Source organism: Pseudomonas phoenicis, from assembly GCF_047302395.1.
GTDB lineage: Bacteria > Pseudomonadota > Gammaproteobacteria > Pseudomonadales > Pseudomonadaceae > Aquipseudomonas.
Genome location: NZ_CP154852.1, coordinates 3,165,038 through 3,187,510, shown reverse-complemented (window position 1 = coordinate 3,187,510; position 22,473 = coordinate 3,165,038). Strand labels below are relative to the sequence as shown.

General features: G+C 65.9%; 20 protein-coding genes and 1 pseudogene. 7 read left to right on the top strand and 14 right to left on the bottom strand.

Annotated features, from left to right (window positions below; genetic code table 11):
• Positions 1–59 precede the first annotated feature (59 nt).
• The gene (locus AA0Z93_RS14260) at positions 60–2,183 is read right to left on the bottom strand and encodes a TonB-dependent siderophore receptor (RefSeq protein ID WP_413048243.1); all 2,124 of its coding nucleotides are present in this window, start codon (positions 2,181–2,183) and stop codon (positions 60–62) included.
• A gap of 260 nt (positions 2,184–2,443) precedes the next feature.
• Here AA0Z93_RS14260 and AA0Z93_RS14255 point away from each other — a divergent pair, with 260 nt between their 5' ends.
• Positions 2,444–3,826 carry a J domain-containing protein gene (locus tag AA0Z93_RS14255; RefSeq protein WP_413048244.1) on the top strand — a complete coding sequence of 461 codons (1,383 nt, stop codon included), beginning with the start codon at positions 2,444–2,446 and terminating at the stop codon, positions 3,824–3,826.
• Here AA0Z93_RS14255 and AA0Z93_RS14250 read toward each other — a convergent pair whose 3' ends face one another.
• The 5 genes from AA0Z93_RS14250 to AA0Z93_RS14230 all read right to left on the bottom strand — a co-directional run bounded on the left by AA0Z93_RS14250 (position 3,827) and on the right by AA0Z93_RS14230 (position 9,402).
• Positions 3,827–4,003: a hypothetical protein gene (locus AA0Z93_RS14250; protein WP_413048245.1), complete on the bottom strand. Its 177-nt coding sequence runs from the start codon at positions 4,001–4,003 to the stop codon at positions 3,827–3,829.
• A gap of 62 nt (positions 4,004–4,065) precedes the next feature.
• The gene (locus AA0Z93_RS14245) at positions 4,066–4,407 is read right to left on the bottom strand and encodes a DUF6966 domain-containing protein (RefSeq protein ID WP_413048246.1); all 342 of its coding nucleotides are present in this window, start codon (positions 4,405–4,407) and stop codon (positions 4,066–4,068) included.
• Between the two features lie 120 nt (positions 4,408–4,527).
• The gene (locus AA0Z93_RS14240; protein WP_413048247.1) at positions 4,528–7,608 is read right to left on the bottom strand and encodes an efflux RND transporter permease subunit; all 3,081 of its coding nucleotides are present in this window, start codon (positions 7,606–7,608) and stop codon (positions 4,528–4,530) included.
• Complete coding sequence (locus tag AA0Z93_RS14235; protein ID WP_413048248.1) at positions 7,605–8,711, bottom strand: efflux RND transporter periplasmic adaptor subunit; 1,107 nt, start codon at positions 8,709–8,711, stop codon at positions 7,605–7,607. Before AA0Z93_RS14235 ends, AA0Z93_RS14240 begins: the two co-directional genes overlap by 4 nt.
• Positions 8,712–8,787: 76 nt before the next feature.
• Positions 8,788–9,402, bottom strand: a complete 615-nt coding sequence (locus AA0Z93_RS14230; protein ID WP_413048249.1) for a TetR/AcrR family transcriptional regulator — start codon at positions 9,400–9,402, stop codon at positions 8,788–8,790.
• Between the two features lie 87 nt (positions 9,403–9,489).
• On the opposite strand from AA0Z93_RS14230, the pseudogene AA0Z93_RS14225 reads away from it, so the two are divergent.
• From AA0Z93_RS14225 to AA0Z93_RS14210, 4 genes and pseudogenes are all read left to right on the top strand, one after another.
• Positions 9,490–10,412 (top strand): annotated as a pseudogene (locus tag AA0Z93_RS14225) (TolC family protein).
• A gap of 256 nt (positions 10,413–10,668) precedes the next feature.
• On the top strand, positions 10,669–10,806 hold the full coding sequence (locus tag AA0Z93_RS14220) for a hypothetical protein (RefSeq protein ID WP_413048250.1): 138 nt from the start codon (positions 10,669–10,671) through the stop codon (positions 10,804–10,806).
• A 133-nt stretch (positions 10,807–10,939) separates the two neighbouring features.
• The gene (locus AA0Z93_RS14215; RefSeq protein WP_413048251.1) at positions 10,940–11,959 is read left to right on the top strand and encodes a zinc-binding alcohol dehydrogenase family protein; all 1,020 of its coding nucleotides are present in this window, start codon (positions 10,940–10,942) and stop codon (positions 11,957–11,959) included.
• Positions 11,960–11,970: 11 nt separating this feature from the next.
• Complete coding sequence (locus AA0Z93_RS14210; protein WP_413048252.1) at positions 11,971–13,116, top strand: L-dopachrome tautomerase-related protein; 1,146 nt, start codon at positions 11,971–11,973, stop codon at positions 13,114–13,116.
• A gap of 79 nt (positions 13,117–13,195) precedes the next feature.
• Here AA0Z93_RS14210 and AA0Z93_RS14205 read toward each other — a convergent pair whose 3' ends face one another.
• A complete protein-coding gene (locus AA0Z93_RS14205; RefSeq protein WP_413048432.1) occupies positions 13,196–14,104 on the bottom strand; it encodes a LysR substrate-binding domain-containing protein in 909 nt (302 codons plus the stop codon).
• A 265-nt stretch (positions 14,105–14,369) separates the two neighbouring features.
• Between AA0Z93_RS14205 and AA0Z93_RS14200 the strand changes: the two genes are divergently transcribed.
• Together AA0Z93_RS14200 and AA0Z93_RS14195 are read left to right on the top strand one after the other, a co-directional pair.
• A complete protein-coding gene (locus AA0Z93_RS14200) occupies positions 14,370–16,358 on the top strand; it encodes a TonB-dependent receptor (protein WP_413048253.1) in 1,989 nt (662 codons plus the stop codon).
• A gap of 214 nt (positions 16,359–16,572) precedes the next feature.
• On the top strand, positions 16,573–17,514 hold the full coding sequence (locus tag AA0Z93_RS14195) for a LysR substrate-binding domain-containing protein (RefSeq protein WP_413048254.1): 942 nt from the start codon (positions 16,573–16,575) through the stop codon (positions 17,512–17,514).
• A 125-nt stretch (positions 17,515–17,639) separates the two neighbouring features.
• On the opposite strand, the gene madM is transcribed toward AA0Z93_RS14195, so the two are convergent.
• The 7 genes from madM to AA0Z93_RS14160 form a co-directional block, all read right to left on the bottom strand.
• On the bottom strand, positions 17,640–18,401 hold the full coding sequence (gene madM / locus AA0Z93_RS14190) for a malonate transporter subunit MadM (RefSeq protein ID WP_413048255.1): 762 nt from the start codon (positions 18,399–18,401) through the stop codon (positions 17,640–17,642).
• A 1-nt stretch (position 18,402) separates the two neighbouring features.
• A complete protein-coding gene (gene madL, locus AA0Z93_RS14185; RefSeq protein WP_296268944.1) occupies positions 18,403–18,825 on the bottom strand; it encodes a malonate transporter subunit MadL in 423 nt (140 codons plus the stop codon).
• 59 nt (positions 18,826–18,884) lie between these two features.
• Complete coding sequence (gene mdcH, locus AA0Z93_RS14180) at positions 18,885–19,811, bottom strand: malonate decarboxylase subunit epsilon (protein WP_413048256.1); 927 nt, start codon at positions 19,809–19,811, stop codon at positions 18,885–18,887.
• A 124-nt stretch (positions 19,812–19,935) separates the two neighbouring features.
• The gene (locus AA0Z93_RS14175; protein ID WP_413048257.1) at positions 19,936–20,541 is read right to left on the bottom strand and encodes a malonate decarboxylase holo-ACP synthase; all 606 of its coding nucleotides are present in this window, start codon (positions 20,539–20,541) and stop codon (positions 19,936–19,938) included.
• Between the two features lie 4 nt (positions 20,542–20,545).
• The gene (mdcE, locus tag AA0Z93_RS14170; protein WP_413048258.1) at positions 20,546–21,328 is read right to left on the bottom strand and encodes a biotin-independent malonate decarboxylase subunit gamma; all 783 of its coding nucleotides are present in this window, start codon (positions 21,326–21,328) and stop codon (positions 20,546–20,548) included.
• Complete coding sequence (locus tag AA0Z93_RS14165; RefSeq protein WP_413048259.1) at positions 21,325–22,179, bottom strand: biotin-independent malonate decarboxylase subunit beta; 855 nt, start codon at positions 22,177–22,179, stop codon at positions 21,325–21,327. Before AA0Z93_RS14165 ends, mdcE begins: the two co-directional genes overlap by 4 nt.
• Positions 22,172–22,471 carry a malonate decarboxylase subunit delta gene (locus AA0Z93_RS14160; RefSeq protein ID WP_413048260.1) on the bottom strand — a complete coding sequence of 100 codons (300 nt, stop codon included), beginning with the start codon at positions 22,469–22,471 and terminating at the stop codon, positions 22,172–22,174. The genes AA0Z93_RS14165 and AA0Z93_RS14160 overlap by 8 nt, the downstream gene beginning before the upstream one ends.
• Positions 22,472–22,473: the final 2 nt, after the last annotated feature.

Below are 22,473 nucleotides of genomic sequence, written 5' to 3'. Positions count from 1 at the left end.
AGCGAGTGCTCGCTCCTCGAACACGCCAAGATCAAGGCAGCTTGTCAGGCAGCCCTTGCTCAATACTTCCACGTCACCGACGCCATCACGTTGCGCGGATCGCCGAAGTTGCTCTGCGCATAGCGCACGCTTTGCAGGTACTTGCGGTCGGTCAGGTTGTTCAGGTTGACCTGCGTGCTCCAGTGCTCGTCGATGTCGTACTTGCCCATCAAGCCCAGCAACGCGTAAGCGCCTTGGTTGGCAGCCGGCAGGTCGTCGTTCTCGATCTTGCTCTGCCAGGTCAGGTTGCCCCCCACCTTGACCTTCGGCGCCATGGGCAGCTGGTAGGTCAGCGAACCATTGAACTGATGGCGCGGAATGAAGCGGCGGCCACGGCTGTTGTCGTCGTCGGTGATGTACACGTAGGTGTAGCCACCGTTGACTTGCAGGCCGGGGGCCAGCTCGCCGGAGGCTTCCAGCTCCACGCCGTCGCTGTCGAAGGACTCGGCGTTGTACAGGTAGCCGCCCAGGCTGGCGTCGTAACCGGCATAGCTGGCGACGTTGTCCTGCTGGGTATGGAACACGGCGGCGCTGAAGTCGAACCTGTCGTCGAGCAGGCTGCCCTTGATGCCGGCTTCGTAACTCTTGCCTTCCAGCGGGTCGAGCACCTGGCCCTGCGGGTTGAGCGAATACTGCGGGTTGAAGATTTCGGTGTAGCTGGCGTACAGCGCGTACTGCGGGGTCAGGTCGTAGACCACGCCGGCGTAGGGGGTGACCTTGCCGTGGATGCGCACATCCCGCGCGGCATCGTAGCTGACGCCGTCGCTGTCGGCGCTGAGCATGCGTGCGCCGGTGATCAGGTGCAGGTCGTCGGTCAGGCTCCAGCGCGCACCGGCGTAGAGGCTCTTCTGGCGGTCGGTGTAGTTGGAGGTGTTGGCTGCGCTGACGTCGTTCCAATGGGTCGTGCGCGGGATGCTGCCGTGCAGGGCGTCTTCCAGCGAAACGGGGACGTAGTACGAGTCCTTGCCGTAAAGCGATGTTTCTTTGTTGCGGGTACGCGCCACGTTGGCGCCGAAGGTCAGCTGGTGCTCGCGGCCGCCCAGGCTGATCGGGCCGCTGAAGGAGACGTCGCCGTCCACTTCGCGGTTCTTGTCCTTGTATTTGGACGAGAGGCCCTGATAGCCAGTCTCGGCAGCGGCGCTGCTGAGGATATAGAGCATCTCGGTATCCTCGCGATGCTCCACACCGGTCAGGGTGACGGTGGATTTCCAGTCGTTGTCGAACTGGTGCTGCCACTCGGCGAAGGTGCGAATGGTGTGCACGTCCCAATACACCCACGGCTGCGCGATGTTGCTGGAGCGGCTGCTGTAGTGGATGGCATTGCCGTTGCTGTCGACCAGGGGCAACGCGCCCCAACTGGCGCCGTTGGCATTGGTCTTCTGGTCTTCATAGCCGACGGTGAGGGTGTCGCGCTCGCTCAGGTCGAAGGCCAGGGTGCCGCTGAAGATGTTCTTCTCGCGGGAGTAGCGATCCAGGTAGGAATTCCCGGTTTCGTTGGCATACACCAAACGCCCGCGCACATTGCCGCTGTCGGTCAACGGCCCGGACACGTCGAGATCGACACGGCGCTTGTCCCATGAACCGGCGCCCACGGTCACCGAGGCCTGGGGTTCGTAGGTCGGGCGCTTGCGCACGAAGTTGACGGTGGCCGAGGGGTTGCCGTTGCCGGTCATCAGGCCGTTGGCGCCGTGCAGGATGTCTACCTGTTCGTAAGGCGCCATGTCGAAATCGCCCACCAGCAGGCCGTTGGTCAGGGGCATGCCCATGCCGTCGTACTGGAAGTTGGTGATGTCGAAACCACGCGCGGTGAAATAGGTGCGGTCGGTCTCGACCTTCTGCACGTTCACCCCAGGCGTGCTGGTGAGCACGTCGCGGATGCTGTTGAGCTTGAAGTCGTCCAGTTGCTCGCGCTTGATCTCGGTGACGCCCTGCGGCGTTTGCTTGGCGGTGAGGTTCAAGCGGGTGGTGGTGCTGCTGGGCTTGCCCTGGTAACCCGCCGTGGGTGCGCCGTCCTGCGCAACCGAGGTGGTGTCGATGGTGGTGGCCGGCAGGTTCAGGGTGCTGTCCTCAGCCTGGGCCTGATTGAAGAGACTGAGGGTGAGCAGCGACAGCGCCGACACGGTCAGGGGAATGGGTTTGCGCATGGACGGCAAAAGCTCCTACAAGCTTGCGAATGATATTGGTTCGCAATCATGCCATTGGGCATTTGCAGCAGCAATATGGCTCGTGTAACTTTTTGACATATTTTTCACAACTTTACTTACATCTGCCCTGAACACCCAAGCGGCTTGGCCAAACACTCGTCGGGGCCTCTCAAGGTTCCTTGGATCGGGTCGATCAATGAAAAGGCCGCCCGGCAAAACCGACGTGACCGGCTCACTCCTGACGCCACAAGGACCGCTTCATGCACTCCGATAAAGCCGACCCCAAGGGTTATTACTCGGTACTGGGTCTGCTCCCAAGCGCCACCGAAGCGCAGATCAAAGCCGCCTACCGCCGCCGCGCCATGGACCTGCACCCCGACCGCAATCCCGGCCACGACACCACCGAGCAGTTCCAGCACCTCAACGACGCCTATGCCGTGCTTTCGGACCCTGCGGCCCGGGCCAAATACGAGGCTTACCTGATCAAGGGTGGCGGTCGCGAACAGACGGCGCCTGCGGTACCGACGCCGATCGTCTGCGCCGGGTGCGCGAAGATTTCCGCGCAGCCTCGGGTGCTGGTGTTTCCTTCGGTGAGAAGTTTTCTGCTGGTCACCGTACGCAAGCCCATCGCCGGCGTGTTCTGCAGCGAATGCGCGCACAAGGCGGCGCTCAAGGCCTCGGCCGTTACCTGGGTGCTTGGCTGGTGGAGCATTCCATGGGGGCCGCTGTATTCGCTGCAGGCCTTGGTCACCAACCTGCTCGGCGGTACCCAGCCGCCGCTGGACAACGCTCGCATGCTAGGCCACCAGGCCTATTACTTTCGCGCCATTGGCCGGGCGGACCTGGCGCACTCGCTGGCCCAGCATGCGCTGGCGTACTGCGGCAAGATTCCCAACACCTTGAGCAAAGGCGGCGCGGCGGGTGAAGAGAAGACGCGTTTGACGCACAACCTCGAAGCCTTGATTCGGCAATTGGGCGCGCCTGCCGAAGCCAAGCAGTTGAAGAACAGCTGGGGGCGCCTGCACACGCGCTTCTTCGTACAGGCGGCGGCGTTGGTGCTGGTGGCGGCGGGCGTCGCCTGGGGCGTGGCGAATACGTCCTTGTCGCGCTACTTCTCCTTTTCCGAACCGGCGCCCTCCTCTGCCCAGCCCCGTGCAGCGGACGCCACAGGCATGCCGGGGCCCGACGCGGTCCGGGACGCCTTGCGCAACCTGGACGCCAAGCCTGCCTACGTACGCCCGACCACGGCGCCGAACGGCCTGCCCTGGCCGTCGGCTGCGGGTTATCTCGCAGGCGAGCCGCAGGCGATGAGCACGGGGTATTCGCAGATCGTCATCGACAACGGCCGCAACACGGCCGATGTGTTGCTCAAACTCGTCGCCCTGCAAGACGACGGCGCGCATACGGCGCGGCAGGTGTTCGTGCCGGCCCATGGTCGATTCACGCTCGAGCACATCACGCCCGGTCGCTATGACGTGCGTTATCGGGATTTGGACTCGGGGGAACTGTCCCGCTCGCAGCCGCTGCAACTGACCGAGAAAACCACAACGCGGGGCACGGAATACAACATCACCACCGTGACCCTGTACAAGGTCGCCAGCGGTCAGTCGGCGAGCCTGAGGCTGTCCGAGGATGAGTTTTGATCAGTGCTGGCCAGGCCCCTGGCGGCGCTGAAAGCGACTGACCGCGATCTGCACCACCAGCGCCACGATGCACAGCACGCCGATCTTCCAATTGGCGCTCATGCCGTAGTGCTCGCACACCTGGCCTACGCCCAAGACGCTTACGAAGATGGCGGCGGGGACGACTAATTTGTTCATGCAAGGCTCCTTTGATTGGCGCCGAGAGCATACGGGTTCGAGCCCGACCTTGCATCGAACGGCTAATGGCTATCTCCGCCCGCTGCCCGTGCGCGTGCGCGTCGGATGCGTTGCGCCAAGTCGTACGCCTCACCGCGCAGCTCATCGAAATGCTGGTTCAGCTCGGCATACCCCGGCTTCCAGGAAAACCCGTTGCTGTCGTAGCGCTGCCCCAACACTAGGTCGTTGAACGAGCCCATGCCGCCGTAGGCCGACAGCAGGTAGCGGATGGCGTCGGGGTCGTCGTCGAGCAGGCGTGCCCGTGCCGTGCGCATCCAGCGGCTCCAGTGTTGGTCGCCGTCGCTTTCCAGCAGGCAGGCGAGTGCTTCGAGCACGTTGGCGAGCGGTGCGTGGGCGGTCGTCATGGGGTCGAACCTCTTCAAGGCAGTGCCGGTGGTGATCGGGTGACGGCAAGTATCGACTACCTTACCCCGAATCGGTTCGAAGCCAAGCAGGGCGTGGCACCGTTCGAAAACGGCGGCCCGTCACGCTTGGGCACCCTTGGCTTTCACCTGCGGCCGGATCTTGAACCAGATCGCATACATCGCCGGAAGAAACACCAGCGTGATGGCCGTGCCCACCAATGTCCCACCGATCAGCGTGTAGGCCAACGTGCCCCAGAACACCGAATGGGTCAGCGGAATGAACGCCAGGATCGCTGCCAGCGCCGTCAACAGCACTGGCCGTGCTCGCTGCACCGTGGCCTCCACTACGGCCTCGAACGGTGCCAGCCCTTCGCGTTGGTTGAGGTGGATCTGGCCGATCAGGATCAGGGTGTTGCGCATCAGGATGCCCGATAGCGCGATCAACCCGACCAGGGCATTGATGCCAAACGGCTGACCGAACAACAACAGCACAGGCACCACGCCGATCAGTCCCAAGGGCGAGGTGAGGAATACCATGACCATCGCCGACATCGAACGCACCTGCAGCACGATGATCAGCAACGTCAATGCGATCATGATCGGCAGCAACGGGACGATGGCCTGACTGGCCTTGGCCGACTCCTCGATCGAGCCCGCCATTTCGATGCGATAGCCCGTGGGCAGGCTTGCGACGATCGGCTGCAGCTCCTCCCACAGCGCCGTGGAAACGTCCGGCGGTTGCAGCCCTTCGGCGATGTCGCCCCGCACGGTGATGGTCGGCGTGCGATCGCGACGGCGCAACACAGGGTCTTCCATGCGCACCTCGACGCTGCCGACCTGCGACAGCGAAATGCGTTGGCCAGCGGCGCCGACGAGGGTGAAGTCGCGTATCTGCGAAGGGTCCAGGCGGATGTCGCCCGCTGCCCTGCCCACCACCTGGACCGAGCGAATGCCTTCGCGCACCGAGGTGATCGGTACGCCGGAGAGCAGAAACTGCAGCTGCTGACCGACTACGGCAGAGCTCAACCCAACCGCTTGCAGACGGTCCTGGTCCAAGGCGAAATGCAGGGTCGGCACAGGTTGGCCCCAGTCGCCGTTTACCGTTTTCATCATCGGGCTGGCCTGCAGCACGCCCTGGACGCGCGCGGCGATCTGGCGCAGTTGCGTGGGATCGGGGCCCATCACCCGGTAGGCCACGGGATACGGCGAATACGGGCCAAAGACCAGTTGCGTCACCCGTACCTGGGCTTCGGGCGCCAGTCCTTCGGAAGCCGCCTCACGCAACCGCAGCTTGAGGGCGTCGCGTGCGTCCTGGCTGTCGGTCAGCACGACGATCTTGGCGAAGGAAGGGTCCGGCAGTTCGGGCGCCATTGCCAGGAAGAAACGCGGTGGGCCCTGCCCGATATAAGCGGTGACGATCTTCGCTTCCTCTTGCTGACGCAACCAGGATTCGACCTTCACTGCGGCGGCGTGGGTCTGCTCGATGGAGGTGCCGTAGGGCATTTGCAACTCCACCAGCACTTCCGGTCGGTCCGAAGTGGGGAAAAACTGTTTCTTGACCAGGCCCATGCCGAGCACGGCGACCACGAAGGCGCCGACCACGCCGCCGACCACCAGCCATTTACGTGCGATGACCCGCGCAAGCAGCGCACGGAAACGATTGTAGTGGCGGGTGTCGTAGAGGGCCGCATGCCCACCTTCGACGGTATCGACGGTCGGCAGCAGCTTCACGCCCAGATAAGGGGTGAAGGCCACCGCGACGATCCAGGAAGCGATCAATGCGATGCCTACGATCCAGAACATGTTGCTGGTGTATTCGCCAGCCGTGGATTGGGCGAAACCGTTGGGCATGAAGCCGATTGCGGTGACCAAGGTACCGGCCAGCATCGGCGCAGCCGTATGGCTCCAGGCATAGGCCGATGCCTTGAGACGGTCGTAGCCCTCCTCCATCTTCACCACCATCATTTCGATGGCGATGATCGCGTCGTCGACCAGCAGGCCCAAAGCCAGGATCAGCGAACCCAGCGTGATGCGGTCGAAACTCTTGCCGGTGGCCGCCATGACCACGAAGACCATGGCCAGCGTCAGGGGTACGGCTGCGGCCACCACGATCCCGACCCGCCAGCCCATGCTGATGAAGCACACCAGCATCACCACCAGCAGCGCGACGAAGAACTTGACCATGAACTCGTCGACCGAGGCGCTGATGTTCACCGCCTGGTCGGTCACTTTGCTGAGCGTCATGCCCAGTGGCAGACCGGCGTTGATGTCGGCGCTCTCGGCCTCGAGCGCCTTGCCCAGGTCCAGGCCATTCCAGCCTTCGCGCATGACGATGCCGAGCAACAGGGCCGGCTCGCCGTCGTTGCGAATGAGGAACGTGGCCGGGTCTTCATAGCCACGCCGCACCTCGGCCACGTCCGAAAGCTTGAGCACCCGGCCATTGGCGGCGACCGGCGTCTCGCGAATCTTGGCCAGCTGATCCAGGGCGCCTTCCACACGAATCACCACTTGCGGGCCCTGGGTGTCGATCGAGCCGGCGGGGGTCAGGGCGTTCTGGCCGTCGAGCGCGGCGAAAATAGCCTGGGGCGTTACGCCAAGGGTGGCCAGACGGTCATGGGAGAACGAGACGAAAATGCGTTCGGCCTGCTCGCCCAGGATGTTGACCTTCTTCACGCCCGGCACGTGCAGCAGGCGCTGGCGGAGCGCCTCGGCATCGCGCACCAGTTGACGTTGCGGTTCACCCTTGGCCTTCAAGGCATATATCGCAAAGGTCACGTCCGAAAACTCATCGTTGACCATCGGCCCGATGACACCGGCGGGCAAGGTCCTGGCCTCGTCGCTGAGTTTTTTGCGTGCCTGGTAGAACGCTTCCGGGACACGATCCGGCGGCGTGCTGTCGCGCAGAAAGACCACGCTGAAGGCCAGGCCTGGTCGCGTATAGGTTTCCGTGCGGTCGTAGTCGCGCAGCTCCTGCATGCGTTTTTCCAAGGGCTCTGCGACCAGGTCCTGCATCTGCTGGGCGGTGGCGCCGGGCCACGCCGCGATGAAGGTCAGTTGCTTGACGGTAAAAGGTGGATCTTCCGCCCGCCCCAGTTGAAAGAACGCAAGCATGCCGGCAAAGGCGATCAGCAGGATCAGGAACAAGGTGATCGAGCGCTCGCGCACCGCCAGGGCCGAGAGGTTGAAACGCTGCTCACTCATGGCCGGTGCTCCCCGGCCTGGGTAGCCAGCGCAGGAGCACTGCGCACTTCTTCGCCCTCGCGCAGCAGGTGCACGCCCAAGGCGACCACGTGCTCGCCGGCGTTCAGCTCACCGACCACGCGGGCGGCGTCGTCGCCGACATCCAGCACGCGTACCGGCCGCCAGGACACGGTGGTGGGTTGGCCCGACATGACCCACACGCCAGTGCCATTGCCAAGGTCAGACAGCGCCGACACAGGCACCTGCCGCACCGGGATGCTGTCCGCCTGCTGGGCGATCTGCACCGTGATGGTGGCGCCCAGCGGGGCATCGGCCAAGTGCCCGGTCAGTACGTAGCGGGCCTCGAACGTGCGGGTGGTCGCATCGGCCGCTTGGGAAAGCAAACGCAGCTTGGCCGGCAACGCCGAGCCAGAAGCGCCATAAAGACGGGCCAAGGCCTGCGAACCTGGCTCAGGGCGTAGGGTTTCCGGCAAGTGCACCAGCGCTTCGCGTTGCCCGGCACGCGCTATACGCACCACTGGCGCTCCGGCGCTGACCACCTGACCTGGCTCGGCCAGGGTTTCCATTACCACGCCATCGGCGTCTGCGCGCAACACGGCATAGTCCGTGGCATTGCGCGCCACGTCGGCTTGGGCCTGTGCGGCGCTCAACTGGGCGTTGGCGGTGTCGGCTGCGGCCTTGATCCGATCGTAGGCCGAAGCGGAAACGGCGCCCTCGGCGACCAGGCCACGGTAGCGGGCTTCGTCGTCCGTCGCCTGCCGAGCCCGCGCGCGAACCGACGCCACGCTGTCCTGCTGTGCGCGGGCCTGGAGTTTCAGGTCCACGGGGTCGAGCCGCAGCAAAGGCTGCCCACGCTTGACTTGCTCGCCGGTGTCGACCAGCCGCTCCAGGACCTTGCCCGCGACCCGGAAACCCAGGTCGCTCTGCGTACGGGCCACTACCACGCCGGTGAACGAACGGGCAGCGATGACGCCCTCTTCGACTGTCGCCGTCTTGACCAACGGCGGTTTGTCACGTGGGTCTTTGTCGGCGGACGGGCCGCCGCAGGCCGCTAGGAAAAGGGGCAGTACGCAAAGGACGAATGCGGTGGAGTGCAGGCGCATGGGATCGCTTACTCAAGGAGCCATTGAAGATCCCATTCTTATTCTAGTGACCAAAACTGTCAATCGTCACAATCGTTCAAGGCGCCAGGCTTCGCAAGACCAGTGCGGGTAACAGCACCGTCGCCTCTTCGAGCGTATCGAGGTTGTACTGCAACTGCACAGCGTTCACGTACGGCCTGAGGGTGAGGTAGATGGCTTGGGTCGCCTCATCCAGCGGGGTCTTGCGCTCGAAAGCGCCCTGCTCTCGTCCTTCCAGCACGATCGCCTGGATCAGTTGGCGAATGCGCAACTCGTGGGCTTCGACCGACGGCCAGCGGTCGCGCGAAGCGACCGCCGCGATGTCATAGAGCTTGCGATTGTGGAAGAACAGGTCGCTACCGGCCTCAGCGGTGGCGCGGAACAGGCGGCGTATCTTCTCCGAAGCGGTAGGGGCCTGGGCGACAGCCTCGCTGACGATCTGCGTGATCAGCGCGAGTCGGTTGGCGCAGATCACCTCACCGATGGCCTGCTTGGAGTCGAAGAATTTGTAGACGTACGCCTTGGAAAAACCAATAGCCTTGGCCAAGTCGGAAACCGTGGTTTTTTCGTAGCCGTAATGGGCGAAATGTTCCATCGCGGCCTGGATCACCTGATCTCGAACATCGTGGTCTGCCGGGCCGCGCTGGGAGGGGGAGGAAGTCTGAGTAGTCATGGGCAGAGCGTACCTTGCTGAACGACAGATTGACAGATTGTGACCAATACATAATATGGTCACAACTTTTCACAACGGGAACGACCCATGCCGCCCTTTAGAACGATTGCGCTTGTATTGAGTGTTGGCCTGCCAGGGTGCACGGTCGGGCCCGATTATAAACAGCCGTCGGTGGCCTTGGCCGATCGTTATCTGGGCAGCGTCGCGTCGCAGCCCCGAAGTGCGGCGCTACCCGTACGCTTCGATACGTGGTGGGAAGAATTTGCCGATCCTTTGCTCACGCGGTACGTCGCCCAGGCGCTGGCGCACAACCTCGACCTGGCTCAAGCCCAAGCCCGCCTGGCACGCACCGTGCCGAACTGGCCAGCACGCCGACCCTTCCGCACCCGCCGCGGTTGACGGACATCGGCACACCCGCTGAGCTGCTTCGCCGCAGGCCAGACCTGATCGCCGCCGAACACCGCCTGATGGCAGCCAATGCCGCGATCGGCAGCGCGATCAGCGAGTACTACCCCAGGTTCTCCCTGGGGGCGTTGATCGGCAGTGCGTCCACCTCGGGCGGCACTTTTTTCAGCGCAGGCGCGCAGCAGTCGTCGGCGTTTCTCGGGCTGCGCTGGCGACTGTTCGACTTCGGCCGTATCGATGCCGAGATCGACCGCGCCAAAGGACGCGAGACGCAAGCCCTGGCCTACTACCGCCAGTCGGTACTCACTGCCAGCGAAGAGGTCGAAAACGCCCTGTCGGCGTCACTCCATCGGCAGATCCAGGCCCAACGCCTGGCTCAAGGCGAGGCCTCGCTCGAACGGGCCAGACACGCCTCGTTCGCGGCCTATCGAAACGGTGTCGCCAGTCTCATCGACGTGCTCAATGCCGACCGCCAGTTGTTGCAGACCTCAGACGCCAGGGTGATGGCCGAAGTCGAAACGGCACGGGCAGCGATAGCGGTCTACAAGGCACTCGGCGGCGGCTGGTCGCCCTCTCGGCGCCTTGCCGACGCTAACGTTCAATGAGCAACTGACGCTGCAACCGGGCCAGCACTCCCGGCACCTCGCCTCGCGCCTCGGCACCGCAGCGCCTCGTGGATGAGCGGCGCGGTGCTGCCAAGGTAACTCGGGCTGCACCCGGGGAACGCTTCATCGGCCGCCGTGAAGGCCAGGCGATGACGGTCACTGGCACGTCCGGTGGTTTGCAGCGCCACTTCGAAATGGTGGATGAATTCGGCAAGCGGTCGCGTCGAAGTCAGCACATGCACCTCGATGTCGGTTCTTGTTCGCGGCGCTGCTGGGCCTGTGTTTCGAAGGGCGCTGGCCCGCCGCGCTCGAACTGACCGGCTTGCTGGCCGTGCTCGTCGGCGCCGCCTTGGCGGTGGGCAACCTGCTACGCGCAGTCGATCGACGCACTTGAACGTCGGCGTGCGTGCCACGACCCAACCCTGGGACTTTCAACGAAACGCGGAAAGTCTTCCGGCGAAACGCCTGTTTCCGAACGGATGCAGCGCGCCTAGCCTGTCACCTTTCCTAACCCGAGGCCCCTGCCCATGAAAGCCATCGTATTCGACACCCCCGCCCTGCCCATCGACCACGCCCGCTCGCTCTACGACCACACCCTGCCCACCCCCACCCCCGGCGCGCGGGACCTGCTGGTGGAGATCAAGGCCATCGCCGTGAACCCGGTCGATACCAAGGTGCGCGCCCGAAGCACCAGCGACCAGCCGCAAGTGCTGGGCTGGGACGCCGTGGGTGTGGTGCGCGAAGTCGGGGCCGAGGTCACGCTGTTCAAGCAGGGCGACGAAGTGTTCTACGCCGGCGCCATCGATCGCCCCGGCAGCTACAGCGAATACCATTTGGTCGACGAACGCATCGTCGGGCACAAGCCGCGTAGTTTGGACGACGCCAGTGCCGCTGCCCTGCCGCTGACTTCCATCACCGCCTGGGAACTGCTGTTCGACCGCCTGGGCGTGCAGGAAAACGGCGGCCAGGGCCAGACCCTGCTGGTGATCGGCGCCGGCGGCGGCGTGGGCTCGATCCTCGTGCAGCTTGCCCGCCAGCTCACCCAACTGACGGTGATCGGTACGGCGTCGCGCCCCGAAACCCAGGCCTGGGTCGAGCAACTGGGCGCGCACCACGTCATCGACCACACCCAGCCTTTCGCGGCGCAACTGGAGCGGTTGCAGCTGGGCCCCATCGACCACGTCATCAGCCTGACCCACACCGGCAGCTACCTGCCGCAGATCGTCGAGGTGCTGCGCCCGCAGGGCCAGCTGGCGCTGATCGACGACCCCGAGCAGCTCGACATCATGCCGCTCAAGCGCAAATCGCTGTCGGTGCATTGGGAGCTGATGTTCACCCGCTCGCTGTACCACACCGACGACATGATCGAGCAGCATCGCCTGCTGGAGCGGGTGTCGGCCCTGATCGACGAAGGCGTGATTAAGACCACCCTGGGCGAGCATTTCGGCACCATCGATGCGAGCAACCTCAAGCGTGCCCATGCCCTGCTGGAAAGCGGCAAGGCCAAGGGCAAGATCGTGTTGGAAGGATTCGATCGGTCGCAGTGAAGGATTCGAACATGAAGACGCTATTCAAAGCCGCAGGCCTGGCCCTGGCCGTTTCGTTCGCTGCCGGCGCGGTTGCCGGCGAGACGTCCAGCCCTCGCCTGGAACCGGTGCACGCCTTCACAGGCGCGATGCCCACGGGCGTTACGGTCACGCCAGAGGGCCGGATTTTCGTCAACTTCCCACGCTGGGGCGATGACGTGCCCTACACGGTCGCGGAAATCGTCGATGGGCGCTTGGTGCCCTACCCCGACCTGAAAACCAATACGCCCGACCTGCAGCATCCGGCCGACGCGTTCATCAGTGTGCAAAGCGTGGTCGCCGACAGCAAAGGCCGCGTGTGGGCGTTGGACACCGCCGCGCCGAAGTTCGCCGCGCCCACCCGCGGCGGCGCGAAACTGGTCGCCATGGACCTGCGTTCGAACGCGGTAGTGAAGACGATCGTGCTGCCCGAAGCGGTCGTACTGCCCACGACCTACGTCAACGATGTGCGCTTCGACTTCCGGGTCGGCGCCGAAGGCACGGCGTACATCACCGACTCTTCGGTGAGCGGCCCTGGCGGCATCATCGTGGTGGATCTGGCCAGCGGAAAAGCAGCGCGCCGACTGTCAGGCGCTCAATCCACTTCGGCCGACCCGGCCTTCGTGCCCAGGATCGAAGGCAAGCCTGCACTGGTCACACGCAATGCCAAGGGCGAAGCCGGGTCGCTGGCGATAGCGAGCGATGGCGTCGCGTTGTCCAGCGACGGCAAGACCTTGTACTTCTGCCCTTTGTCCAGCCGACACCTGTATGCGGTGCCGACCGAGCTGCTGCGCGATCCGCAGGTCAGCGACGCAGCGTTGCAGCAGGCGGTAGTGGATCTGGGCGAGAAAGGCGCTTCGGACGGTCTCGAAGCGGCTGCCGACGGCGCGGTGTACGCAGGCGATTACGAACACAACGCCATTCGCAAACGCCTGGCAGACGGCCGTTGGCAGACGGTGGTCGAGGATGCGCGGATGCTCTGGCCGGACACTCTGTCGATCGGTCCGGACGGCTACCTGTATTTCATCGCCAACCAGCTGCACCGCTCGGCGAATTTCAACGAGGGGCAAGACAAGCGCGTCAAGCCCTATGAGTTGTTGCGCGTGAAGATCGACGCCAAACCCGCGAAGATGGACTGAAGCCGTTTCACCCGAAGCACCCGGCGCTCGATCCCCATGCAGCTGATAAGGCATAGGGGAGTCGAGCACCGGGTGCCGTTCACATCCCATCCGCCCAATACAGCTCCAACCGCTCCGCCAGAAACGCCCGCAACGCCTGCATGGCCGGCGTGAGCGAGGTGCGGTGGGCGCACACCAGTTGCAAAGGCGCCGGTTGCCCCTGCTCGCCTGGAAACAACTCGATCAGACGCCCGTCACGCAAGTCATCCAGCACGTCCAGCCGCGATTTGTAGACGATGCCCAACCCGGCCACGCCCCAGCGCCGTACCACATCGGCATCGTCACTGACCCGGTTGCCGGTGACCTGCACGGTCATGCCGCCGCTGGGCAGGTGAAAGCACCAGCGCTCGTAGGTCTGGTCGCCCATCACGTAACGCAAGCAATTGTGTGCAGCCAGGTCTTGCAGCGTGTCCGGCCGCCCGTGCCGCGCCACGTAGTCGGGCGAAGCGCACACCGTGCGGCGGTTCCAGGGCGCCAACGCCAGCGACACCAGCCCCGAGTCGGCCAGTTGCCCGTAGCGGATGCTGGCGTCCAGTTGCTGCCCTACCAGATCGGCCATCTGATCGCTGATGTGCAATTGCAGCAGCACCTTGGGGTGCGCCTGCTGGAAAGCGTCCAGCCAGGGCAGCAACAGGTTGCGGCCGACATCCGAAGGCATGGACAGGCGCAGGGTACCGGCGATTTCGTTGCGGCCTTCGTTGAGCGCCACTTCGCCGTTGCCCAGCGCATCCAAGGCCTGACGCGCGTGGCCCAGGTAGCGTTCGCCGTCTTCGGACAAGCGCAAGCGCCGTGTCGAGCGCACGAACAAGCGGGCGCCGAGGCTGCCTTCGAGGCGCTGCACCGCGCCGCTGGCCAGGGCGGGGGAAATGTCCAGCAGCCGGGCGGCGGCGGAAAAGCTGCCAGCCGAGGCGGTGGTGACGAAGACCTGGAGGTCGTCGATACGGGGAATCTTTTTCACAGGGCGCAGAATCGGGCATCCAGACGGGGCCGTGAGCTTAGGCGCATCGGGCGGCACGGCGCAAACCCGGCGACCCTACCGACGAGTCACGTTGCACGACCGCAGTACTGGATCATGATGGCCACCCTTGCGCAGCGCATAGGAATCTCGCGCTCGCGCATACGGATACCGATGAAAATGATTCTCGATACGAAGCTAGAATGCCCGCCTTCACGCGTTCTTCCGAGACGCGTCTTGCAAGCAATGGGGAGTGCAGATGGCAAGGGCATGGCTAGGGGGTGTCATCGGCGCCTGGGCGGTGACGGCGGGCATGGCGCACGCGCAGGGCAACGAGCGCGTGGAACTGGAAGACATCGTGGTGGAGAGCGATAAGCTCGAACAAACGCGTGATCGACTGCCGGCGAGCCTCTCGGTGATCGACGCCAGCACCCTGCAAAGCGCGCCGGTGGACTCGCTCGAACAACTGGTGCGGCGCACACCCGGTTTCACGTTCCAGCCCTTCGGCCAGTCCGGCACCCAGCTGCCGGTGGTGCGCGGCCTGACCTCCAACGCCACGGCATTTTCCAACTCGCTGCTGATGCTGGTGGACGGTGTGCCGGTGCTGCGCGGGCAAGGCTTCGACAACGACCTGGTCGGCGTCGAACGGGTGGAGATTCTGCGCGGCCCGCAGTCGGCACTGTATGGGCGCAATGCCGAGGCCGGGGTGCTCAGTGTGAACACCCGCCAGCCTGGCGCCGAAGACTACGCCCGCGTGGAAACCGGGTTCGGCACCCGCCACAAGCAAACCTACAGCGCCGACCTCAGCACGGCCCTGGTCGACGACACCCTGTACGCCGGCTTCGCCGGCCAGTTCACGCGCCAGGACGGCTACCTCGACGACGATTTCGCCGGCGCCAAGGCCGACGACCGCGAGCGCCAGAGCGGCCGCCTGACCTTGCGCTGGACGCCGGACGCGCTCACTGACGCGACCCTGCGCTACAGCCGCATCAAATACCGCGACGAGGCCTCGCAGTGGGGCAGCCGAACCGGCCCCGACCGAGCGGTGAATTCGGGTCTGGCCGGGCGCAACCACTCCAGCGGCGACACCTGGTCGCTGGACGTGCGCCGTGCGTTGGGCGAAGACGTGGAGCTGCGCTCGATCACCGCGCGCAGCGTATTCGACGATCGCCTGCGCCAAGACACGGACTTCCAACCCCTGGACCTCATGCACCTGGCACGCGACTACCACTTCGAAACCCTCAGCCAGGAATTGCGCCTGAGCGGCAGCCAGGGGCAAAGCCGCTGGCTGCTGGGCCTGTATGCCGACCGCGAGGACCACGCCCTGGACTACGAACAGAAGCTGCCCTTCGGCCTGAACCGTACCCAGACCGACTTGGGCGGCAACACCGCAGCGGTGTTCGGGCAATGGCTGCAGCCGCTCTCCGACGCCTGGTCGCTGACCCTGGGCGGGCGCTACGAGTACGCCCGCGCCTGGATCGACCCGGCCGGCACGGCCAGCCAGTCCGACAGCTGGCGGCATTTCACGCCCAAGGTGGCGCTGCAATACGCCCTGACCGACGACGCCCAGGCCTACCTCAGCTACACCCAGGGCATGCGCGCGGGTGGCTTCAACGCCTTCGCCAGCAGTGCCGGCAACCCGGCCTACGACCCCGAAAAGGTCGACAGTTACGAGCTTGGCATCAAGGGCCTGAGCGCCGATCAGCGCCTGCGCTACTCGGCGGCGCTGTACCGCATGCAAGTGCGCGACATGCAGGTGCAGCAGTTGATCCAGCAAGGGCTGGTGTACATCACCAACGCGGCGTCGGCGACGTCCACCGGCCTGGACCTGGACCTCGAATACCTGCTCGGCGAGCGCTGGACCCTCACCGCCGCCCTGGGCCTGAACCGCACCCGCTTCGACCGCTTCAGCGAGGGCGCCAACGACTACCGGGACAACCGCAACCCCTTCGCTCCGGACGTCACCGGGCATCTGGGCCTGCGTTACGACGCCGATGCCGGCTGGTACGTGCAAGGCGCGGTGAGTGCGGTGGGCAAGGTCTATCTGGACGCGGCCAACAACTATCGCCGGCCTGGCTACGGGTTGGTGGATGTGAGCGGCGGTTACCGCTTCGGCCAGTACACCGTCAGCACCTACGTCGACAACCTGACCAACCAGCGCTACGACGCCAGTGGGCTGCTCAACGGCGCGGTGACCGTGTACAGCCCGCCGCGGGAGGTGGGCGTGCGAGTGAGCTTCGAGTTGTGACCGAGCCAACACCGTCCGAACGCTACAGGCGCCTACGGCCGTCCGCCCAGCACCGCCTCAGGACGCGTTCCAAGCCTGGTTGTGCATAGCGACCAGGTCCGGTACCGCGCGGGGCCTGGCCCAATGATGTTGCGAGCATTGGGCGAACCCCCTTAGGCTGCGACGACGACGCGTGCACATCCCTCCCCGCGTCACGGCCCGGAACGGACACACCATGCAAATCGACGAAGAGCTCACCCTGAAGAAGCTCGAAATATTTCTCGCCTTCATGCACAGCGGCAATCTGGCCCGTGCCGCCAGCGCGCTGGACACCAGCAGCGTCAGCGTGCACCGGGCCATCCATTCGCTGGAGAACGCCCTGCGCTGCCCGTTGTTCAAGCATGAAGGACGCACGCTGACGCCGCTGGAAAGCGCCTACGTGCTGGAAGAGAAAGCGCGCAAGCTGATCCAGGACACCAGCGAGATGGTCCGCGCCACCCGCGAGGCGGCCGGCTTCTCCGCCGAGCGCTTCAAGCTCGGCACGCTGTATTCGCTGACGGTCAAGACCGTGCCGCAGTTGATCATGGGTCTGAAGCTGCGCCGCAGCGCACTCAACATCGACCTGACCCTGGGCTCGAACGTCGACCTGATGTACCGCCTGAAGAACCTGGAGCTCGACGCCATCCTGGTGTCGCTCAACGAAAGCACCTGCGACCCGGCCTGCGAGCAGTTGCCGCTGTTCTCCGACGACATCTTCCTCGCCGTACCCAACGAATCGCCCTTCGCCCAGGAGCAGGAAGTGGACCTGGCGGACCTGGCCCACTCCACCTTCATCACCCTCACCCAGGGCTTCGCCACCCACCGCGACGGCGAACGCGTGTTCCAGCAGGCGGGGTTCGAGCCGAACGTGGCCATGCAGGTGAACGACATCTTCACCTTGCTCAGCATGGTCAGTTCGGGCGTGGGCTACGCGCTGCTGCCGGGGCGGATTTCGGCGGTGTACGAGAACCGTATCCGGCTGATTCCGTTGCAGGCGCGCTACCGCTTGCAGCAGCACATCGGCGTGCTGTTCCTCAAGACCCGCGAACGCGACCCGAACCTGTTGGCGCTGGTCGCCGAGTGCCGTATGTACAGCCTGCAAGGCGATCAGCGCAAGGTCGGCACCGCGCAAGTGTGAGTCAGCGGCACGCATGCCTCAGGCCGGTGGCAGCCCCGACGCAGCAAGACAGGCACGTCGGCCTTCGAAGAGGTACGGGTGCCGCCACCCCAGCGCTGCGAGCCGGGGTTCGCCACGGGCGGACTTCAGCCCACCAGCCCCCGCACACAGAAGTACAGGACCGACGGCCCCAGCAGGCAGCCCAGACCGGTGTGGAAGGTGGCCGTCAACGCACCATAAGGCACCAGCCGCCGATCGGTCGCGGCCAGGCCTGCGGTGACACCACTGACAGTCCCGGCCAGCCCGCCGAAGACCATCGCCGAGCGCGGGTTGTCCAGCGCCAGCAAGCGCGCCGAGACGGGGGTGAACACCATGACCAGAATCGCCTTGATCAAGCCGGTGGCGATCGACAGGGCCATCACGTCCGAGGTCGCACCCAAGGCCGCGCCGGTGATCGGCCCGACGATGTAGGTGACCGCACCCGCGCCAATGGTGGTGAGGCTGACCGCATCGCGGTAGCCGAAGCTCCAGGCCACCGCCACGCCGACGATGAAGGGCAACACCGTGCCCAGCAGCAGCGCCACCACACCGATCATGCCGGCCTTGCGCGCTTCGGTGGCCTGCACCTCGAAGGCCGTGGCGACGATGGCGAAGTCGCGCAGCATGGCGCCGCCCATCAGGCCTATGCCGGAAAACAGCGTGAGGTCGGCCAGGCCCTTCTGCCCACCGGTGAGCGTGCCGCCCACCCAGGCCAGGACCAGGCCGATGACGATGGCGATCGCCGAGCCGTGCACGCGACCGAACGTCAGGCGCTTGGAGAGGATCACCGACAGCCACATCACCGCGCCGACCACCGCGAACGCGGTGACCAGGCCGTTGTGTTCCAGCGCTTTGAGGATGAGGTCCATGTCAGCGCCCCCCGGCCGGTACGGCGACCGGCTCGACGGCGGCCACCGGCAGCTCCTGCGGCAGCGGCTCGCCGCGGTGCATGCGGCTGATCAAGGCGATGGTCAGGCCACACACCAGTACCGAGCCCACGGCGGCGATCAGCGCCACCGGGCCGCCGTGCAGGGCGGTGACGACGTTCTGCTGCGCCGCCATGGCCACCACGATGGGAATGTACAGCGCACCCCAGAAGCCGACGCCGAACTCGCATTCCTTGCTCATGCCGCCGTTGCGCTGCATGTACAGACGGGCGCAGATCAGCAGGATCATGGCGATCCCGACACCGCCGACGTTGGATTTGACGCCCAGCAGCACGCCGAGGAAGTCGCCCAGGATGACCCCTGCGAGCGTGCAGATGGCCAGTAGTGCCACACCGTAGATAATCATTGTCGTTGTCCTCATGTTCAGTCGAAGTTGCTTGTTGTTGTTCTTCGAAATGCGGGCGATCAATGGTCGCTGCTCACCTCCCGCCGTATCAGGGCACTCAAGGTATCGCGGCGGGTGCCTTGGCAGGCGACCACGGTGCCGGAGGTGAACACGCGCCGGGCCAGGCCGCTGAGCACCACACCGGGGGGCAGTTCGACGAGCAGGCGCACACCGCGCTCGTGGGCGTTGCGCAAGGTCGCGTACCAGTCGACGGTGCGGCACATGTTGAAGGCCAGGTCGTCGCGCAGGGCCTGGGGGTCGTATAGCCGGCGGGCGCAGGTGCTGCTCAGGTAGCCCAGGGTCGGGCGCTGGACCGGCACCTTGGCGAAGGCCTGGGCCAGTTCGCGCGCCGGCTCGTCGAGCAGCGCGCAGTGCGACGGCACACTCATCGCCAGGCGCTTGGCCGCACTGGCACCAAGCGCCAGCGCACGGGCGGCGAAGGCGGCCATGGCCGGATCGCTGCCAGCGATCACGTGCTGGTTGTCGGCGTTGACGTTGGCCAGGAACACGGGCGTCGTCGCGGTTTCGATCAGGTGTTCCACGGTCGTGCGGTCCAGGCCGAGGATGGCGGTCATGCCATAGCCTTCGGGGTAGGCGCGCTGCATCAGCGCGCCGCGCTCGGCCACCAGGCGCACGGCATCGGCGTAGCCCAGCGCGCCGGCGACCACCGCTGCGGGATAGGCCCCGATGGACAGGCCGCTGACGTATTCGGGGGCGGGTTTGTCTTGCAACAACAGACGCGCCTGGGCCACTCCCGCCACCAGCAGGCAGAGCTGCACTGCACGGGTATCGGCCAGGGCCTGGGCGCTGTCGAGGTGCAGCACCGCCTCACCCAGCGCGTCGCTCGCCTCCTCCAGGCAGGCGCGCACCGCGGGCATGTCCGGCAGCTCGTGGAGCATGCCGGCCCGTTGTGCGCCCTGGCCGGGGAAGGCGAACAAGACGCTCATGCCGGCACCCTCGCGCAGGTCCAAGCGTCTTCGACCAGACAGGCGGGCGGCATGGCCGTGCCTGGCAGCGCGCGCAGCCTGCCGGCCCGCTGTGGGCGCCGGCCGAGGGACGCGACAGGGCCGCTCATGCCGGCACCTCTGCGAAAGCCCATGGGTCTTCGACCAGGCAGGCACCCTCGCGGCGCTTGAGCAATACGCGCCGCGCCGTGCCCGCCCAGTCGCCCAGGGCGACGGCGCCTTGGGGTGTCTCCAATTGCAGGTCGATTCGGCATGGCATTGCCGTCAGCGCTGCGAACAAGGCTTGCGCCTGGCTGCGGGGCCAGGGCGCGGCGGTACGCAGCACCAGGTCCAGATCGCTCTCGCCATGCAGCACCGCCACACCGGTCGCCAACTGATAGCCCACCCCGCCGGTCGGTCCCCAGCCCAAGCCGGTGGCGTCCAACCATGGCGCCACGGCTTGCAGGGCGCGCAGCGCAGGCAGCTCGACCTCGCCGGCGACGCGCAACTGCTCGGGTCGGCAGCGGCGCTGGACACAGCCGACCGGCAATTCGGCCGCCCAGCGTTGCGAGCGCTGCGCCCCGCGCACACCCACCGCCACACGATCCGCGGCCACCACGGCACGCCGCACCACCACCGGCTGGCCGGCGAGCAGCACCTGCCGCGCCCACTCGGGGGCGTCGCCGGCCAGGTGCTCGGGGCGCAGGCCCCACAGCAGATCGTGTGGGTTCATGGCCTCACCATTGCGCGCGCAGGCGCTCGCGCACCAGGGTCGACATCGCCCGATTCGGCGCACCCAGGCGCGCGCGCAGGTCGGTGCTGTCGCCGATGTCCTGCACGGCGCGCACCAGCACGTCGCGCACGCTGTCGATGTCGTCGGCGCCAGGCTGCTCGATGGCCTTGACCGCCACCCGCTCCCACAGCAGGCCCAAGGAGGCATAGCTGGCGAGGTCATAGGCCATGGGTGGCACCTTGGCCGCCAGCGTTTCCAGCTCTTCCACGCTGCGCAGGGTGATGCGCGCGGCGGCGGCCTTGCCCATGGCGTGCACCATCACGCCGGGGTCTTCCAGCGCGACCAGCCGTTGCGCCTGGTAACCGTGGGCGAGGAACGCCCCGGACATGGCCTTGCCCACCAGCAGCCCGACCAGCGGATGGCCCGCCAGCCGCGCCCGGGCATAGGCGTCCACCGCGCCGGCCAGGGCCTGGTGAATGCCCAGCGCTTCCTCGCGGCGGCCATAGGCCTGGCTCGGCACGTCGACCACCGCCACCAGCACCCGTGCCAGCCCGCCCGCGTCGGCGTCGATGGCATCATCGACCGCCTTGGCCAGTCCCCAGCCTTCGAGCAGCCCCACCTCGCCCTGGCGCGCGCGCGGGAATGGGTTCTGCGCATCGGGCACCACGGCGATGAAGCGTGCCGGACGGTTGCCCAATTCGCCATCGATGACCTTCACCGAGGCGGGATAGCCCGGCAGTTCGCGGCCTGCGGCCAGCGCTCGAATCCACTGCAATCCTCGGCTCATGGCTGTAGCTCCTGATAGAGGCCGCGCACTTGGGTGGCGTCCAGTTGTTCGGCCTGGCCGCCGAGCGTGCCCAGCAAGGCCAGAAAGTCGGCGTGACGGCGGCTGCGCGGCTGGGCCGGCTCGCCGGCGGCCAGGCGCTCGCCCAGCACCTCGCGCACCTGCGCGAGGTCGTCCGCCACGAAAGCGTCGGCCAGGCCGCAGGCGTAGCGTTGCTCGCCGCCGGTCAGGCTCCAGATGAAGGGGCGGTCGCGCGCGTCGTATTCCTCGATGCCGGCCTCCTGCTCGATCACCTGCGGCCCGTTCAGGCCCAGGCGAGCTTCACGGGTGACGATCAACTGGCTGCACAACCCGGCGGCGATCGACATGCCGCCGAAGCAGCCCACCGAACCTGCGATCAGGCCGATCACCGGCTGGTACTGGCGCAGTTCGACGATGGCCGCCTGGATCTCGGCGATGGCCGCCAGGCCCAGGTTGGCCTCCTGCAAGCGCACGCCACCGGTTTCCAGCAGCAGCACGGCGGCGGTGGCGATGCCCTTGCGGTTGTCTTCGACGGCCAGCTCCAGGGCACCGGCGATCTTCGCCCCGCCGACTTCGCCCATGCTGCCGCCCTGGAACACGCCTTCGATGGCCGCCACCAGCAGCGGCTGCCCGTTGAAGGTGCCTTTGACGATGACTACGCCATCGTCGGCCTGCGGGACGATGCCCTGTGCGGGCAGCCAGGGCGACATCAGCCGGTCGAACGGCCCGAGCAGCTCACGGGCGCTGCCGGCATCGAGCAACGCCTTGGCGCGCTCGCGGGCGCCGAGTTCGACGAAGCTGCGGGTCTGCAACAGGTGCGCGACGTCAGTCATGGGCGAGCTCCTCCAAGCCTTGTTCCAGGCGCAGCCGGACCACCCCTGGGGTGGCGCCGAAGTCGTGGATGTCGATGTTCAGGGCCGGCCAGGGCTGCTCGTCGAACAGGCGCTGGAACAACTGCTGCCAACGCGGACCGCTGCCGTCGACCGAAGTTACGACGTTGATCGCCAGCACGCCGGGGGCGCCGGGTTCGAGCAGCACTTCCAAGTCGCCCGAGCCGACGCAACCGACCAGCGCGCGGCGCTTCGCCGGGGCGCTGGCGGCAAAGGTGAAAGACAAGGTTTCCATGT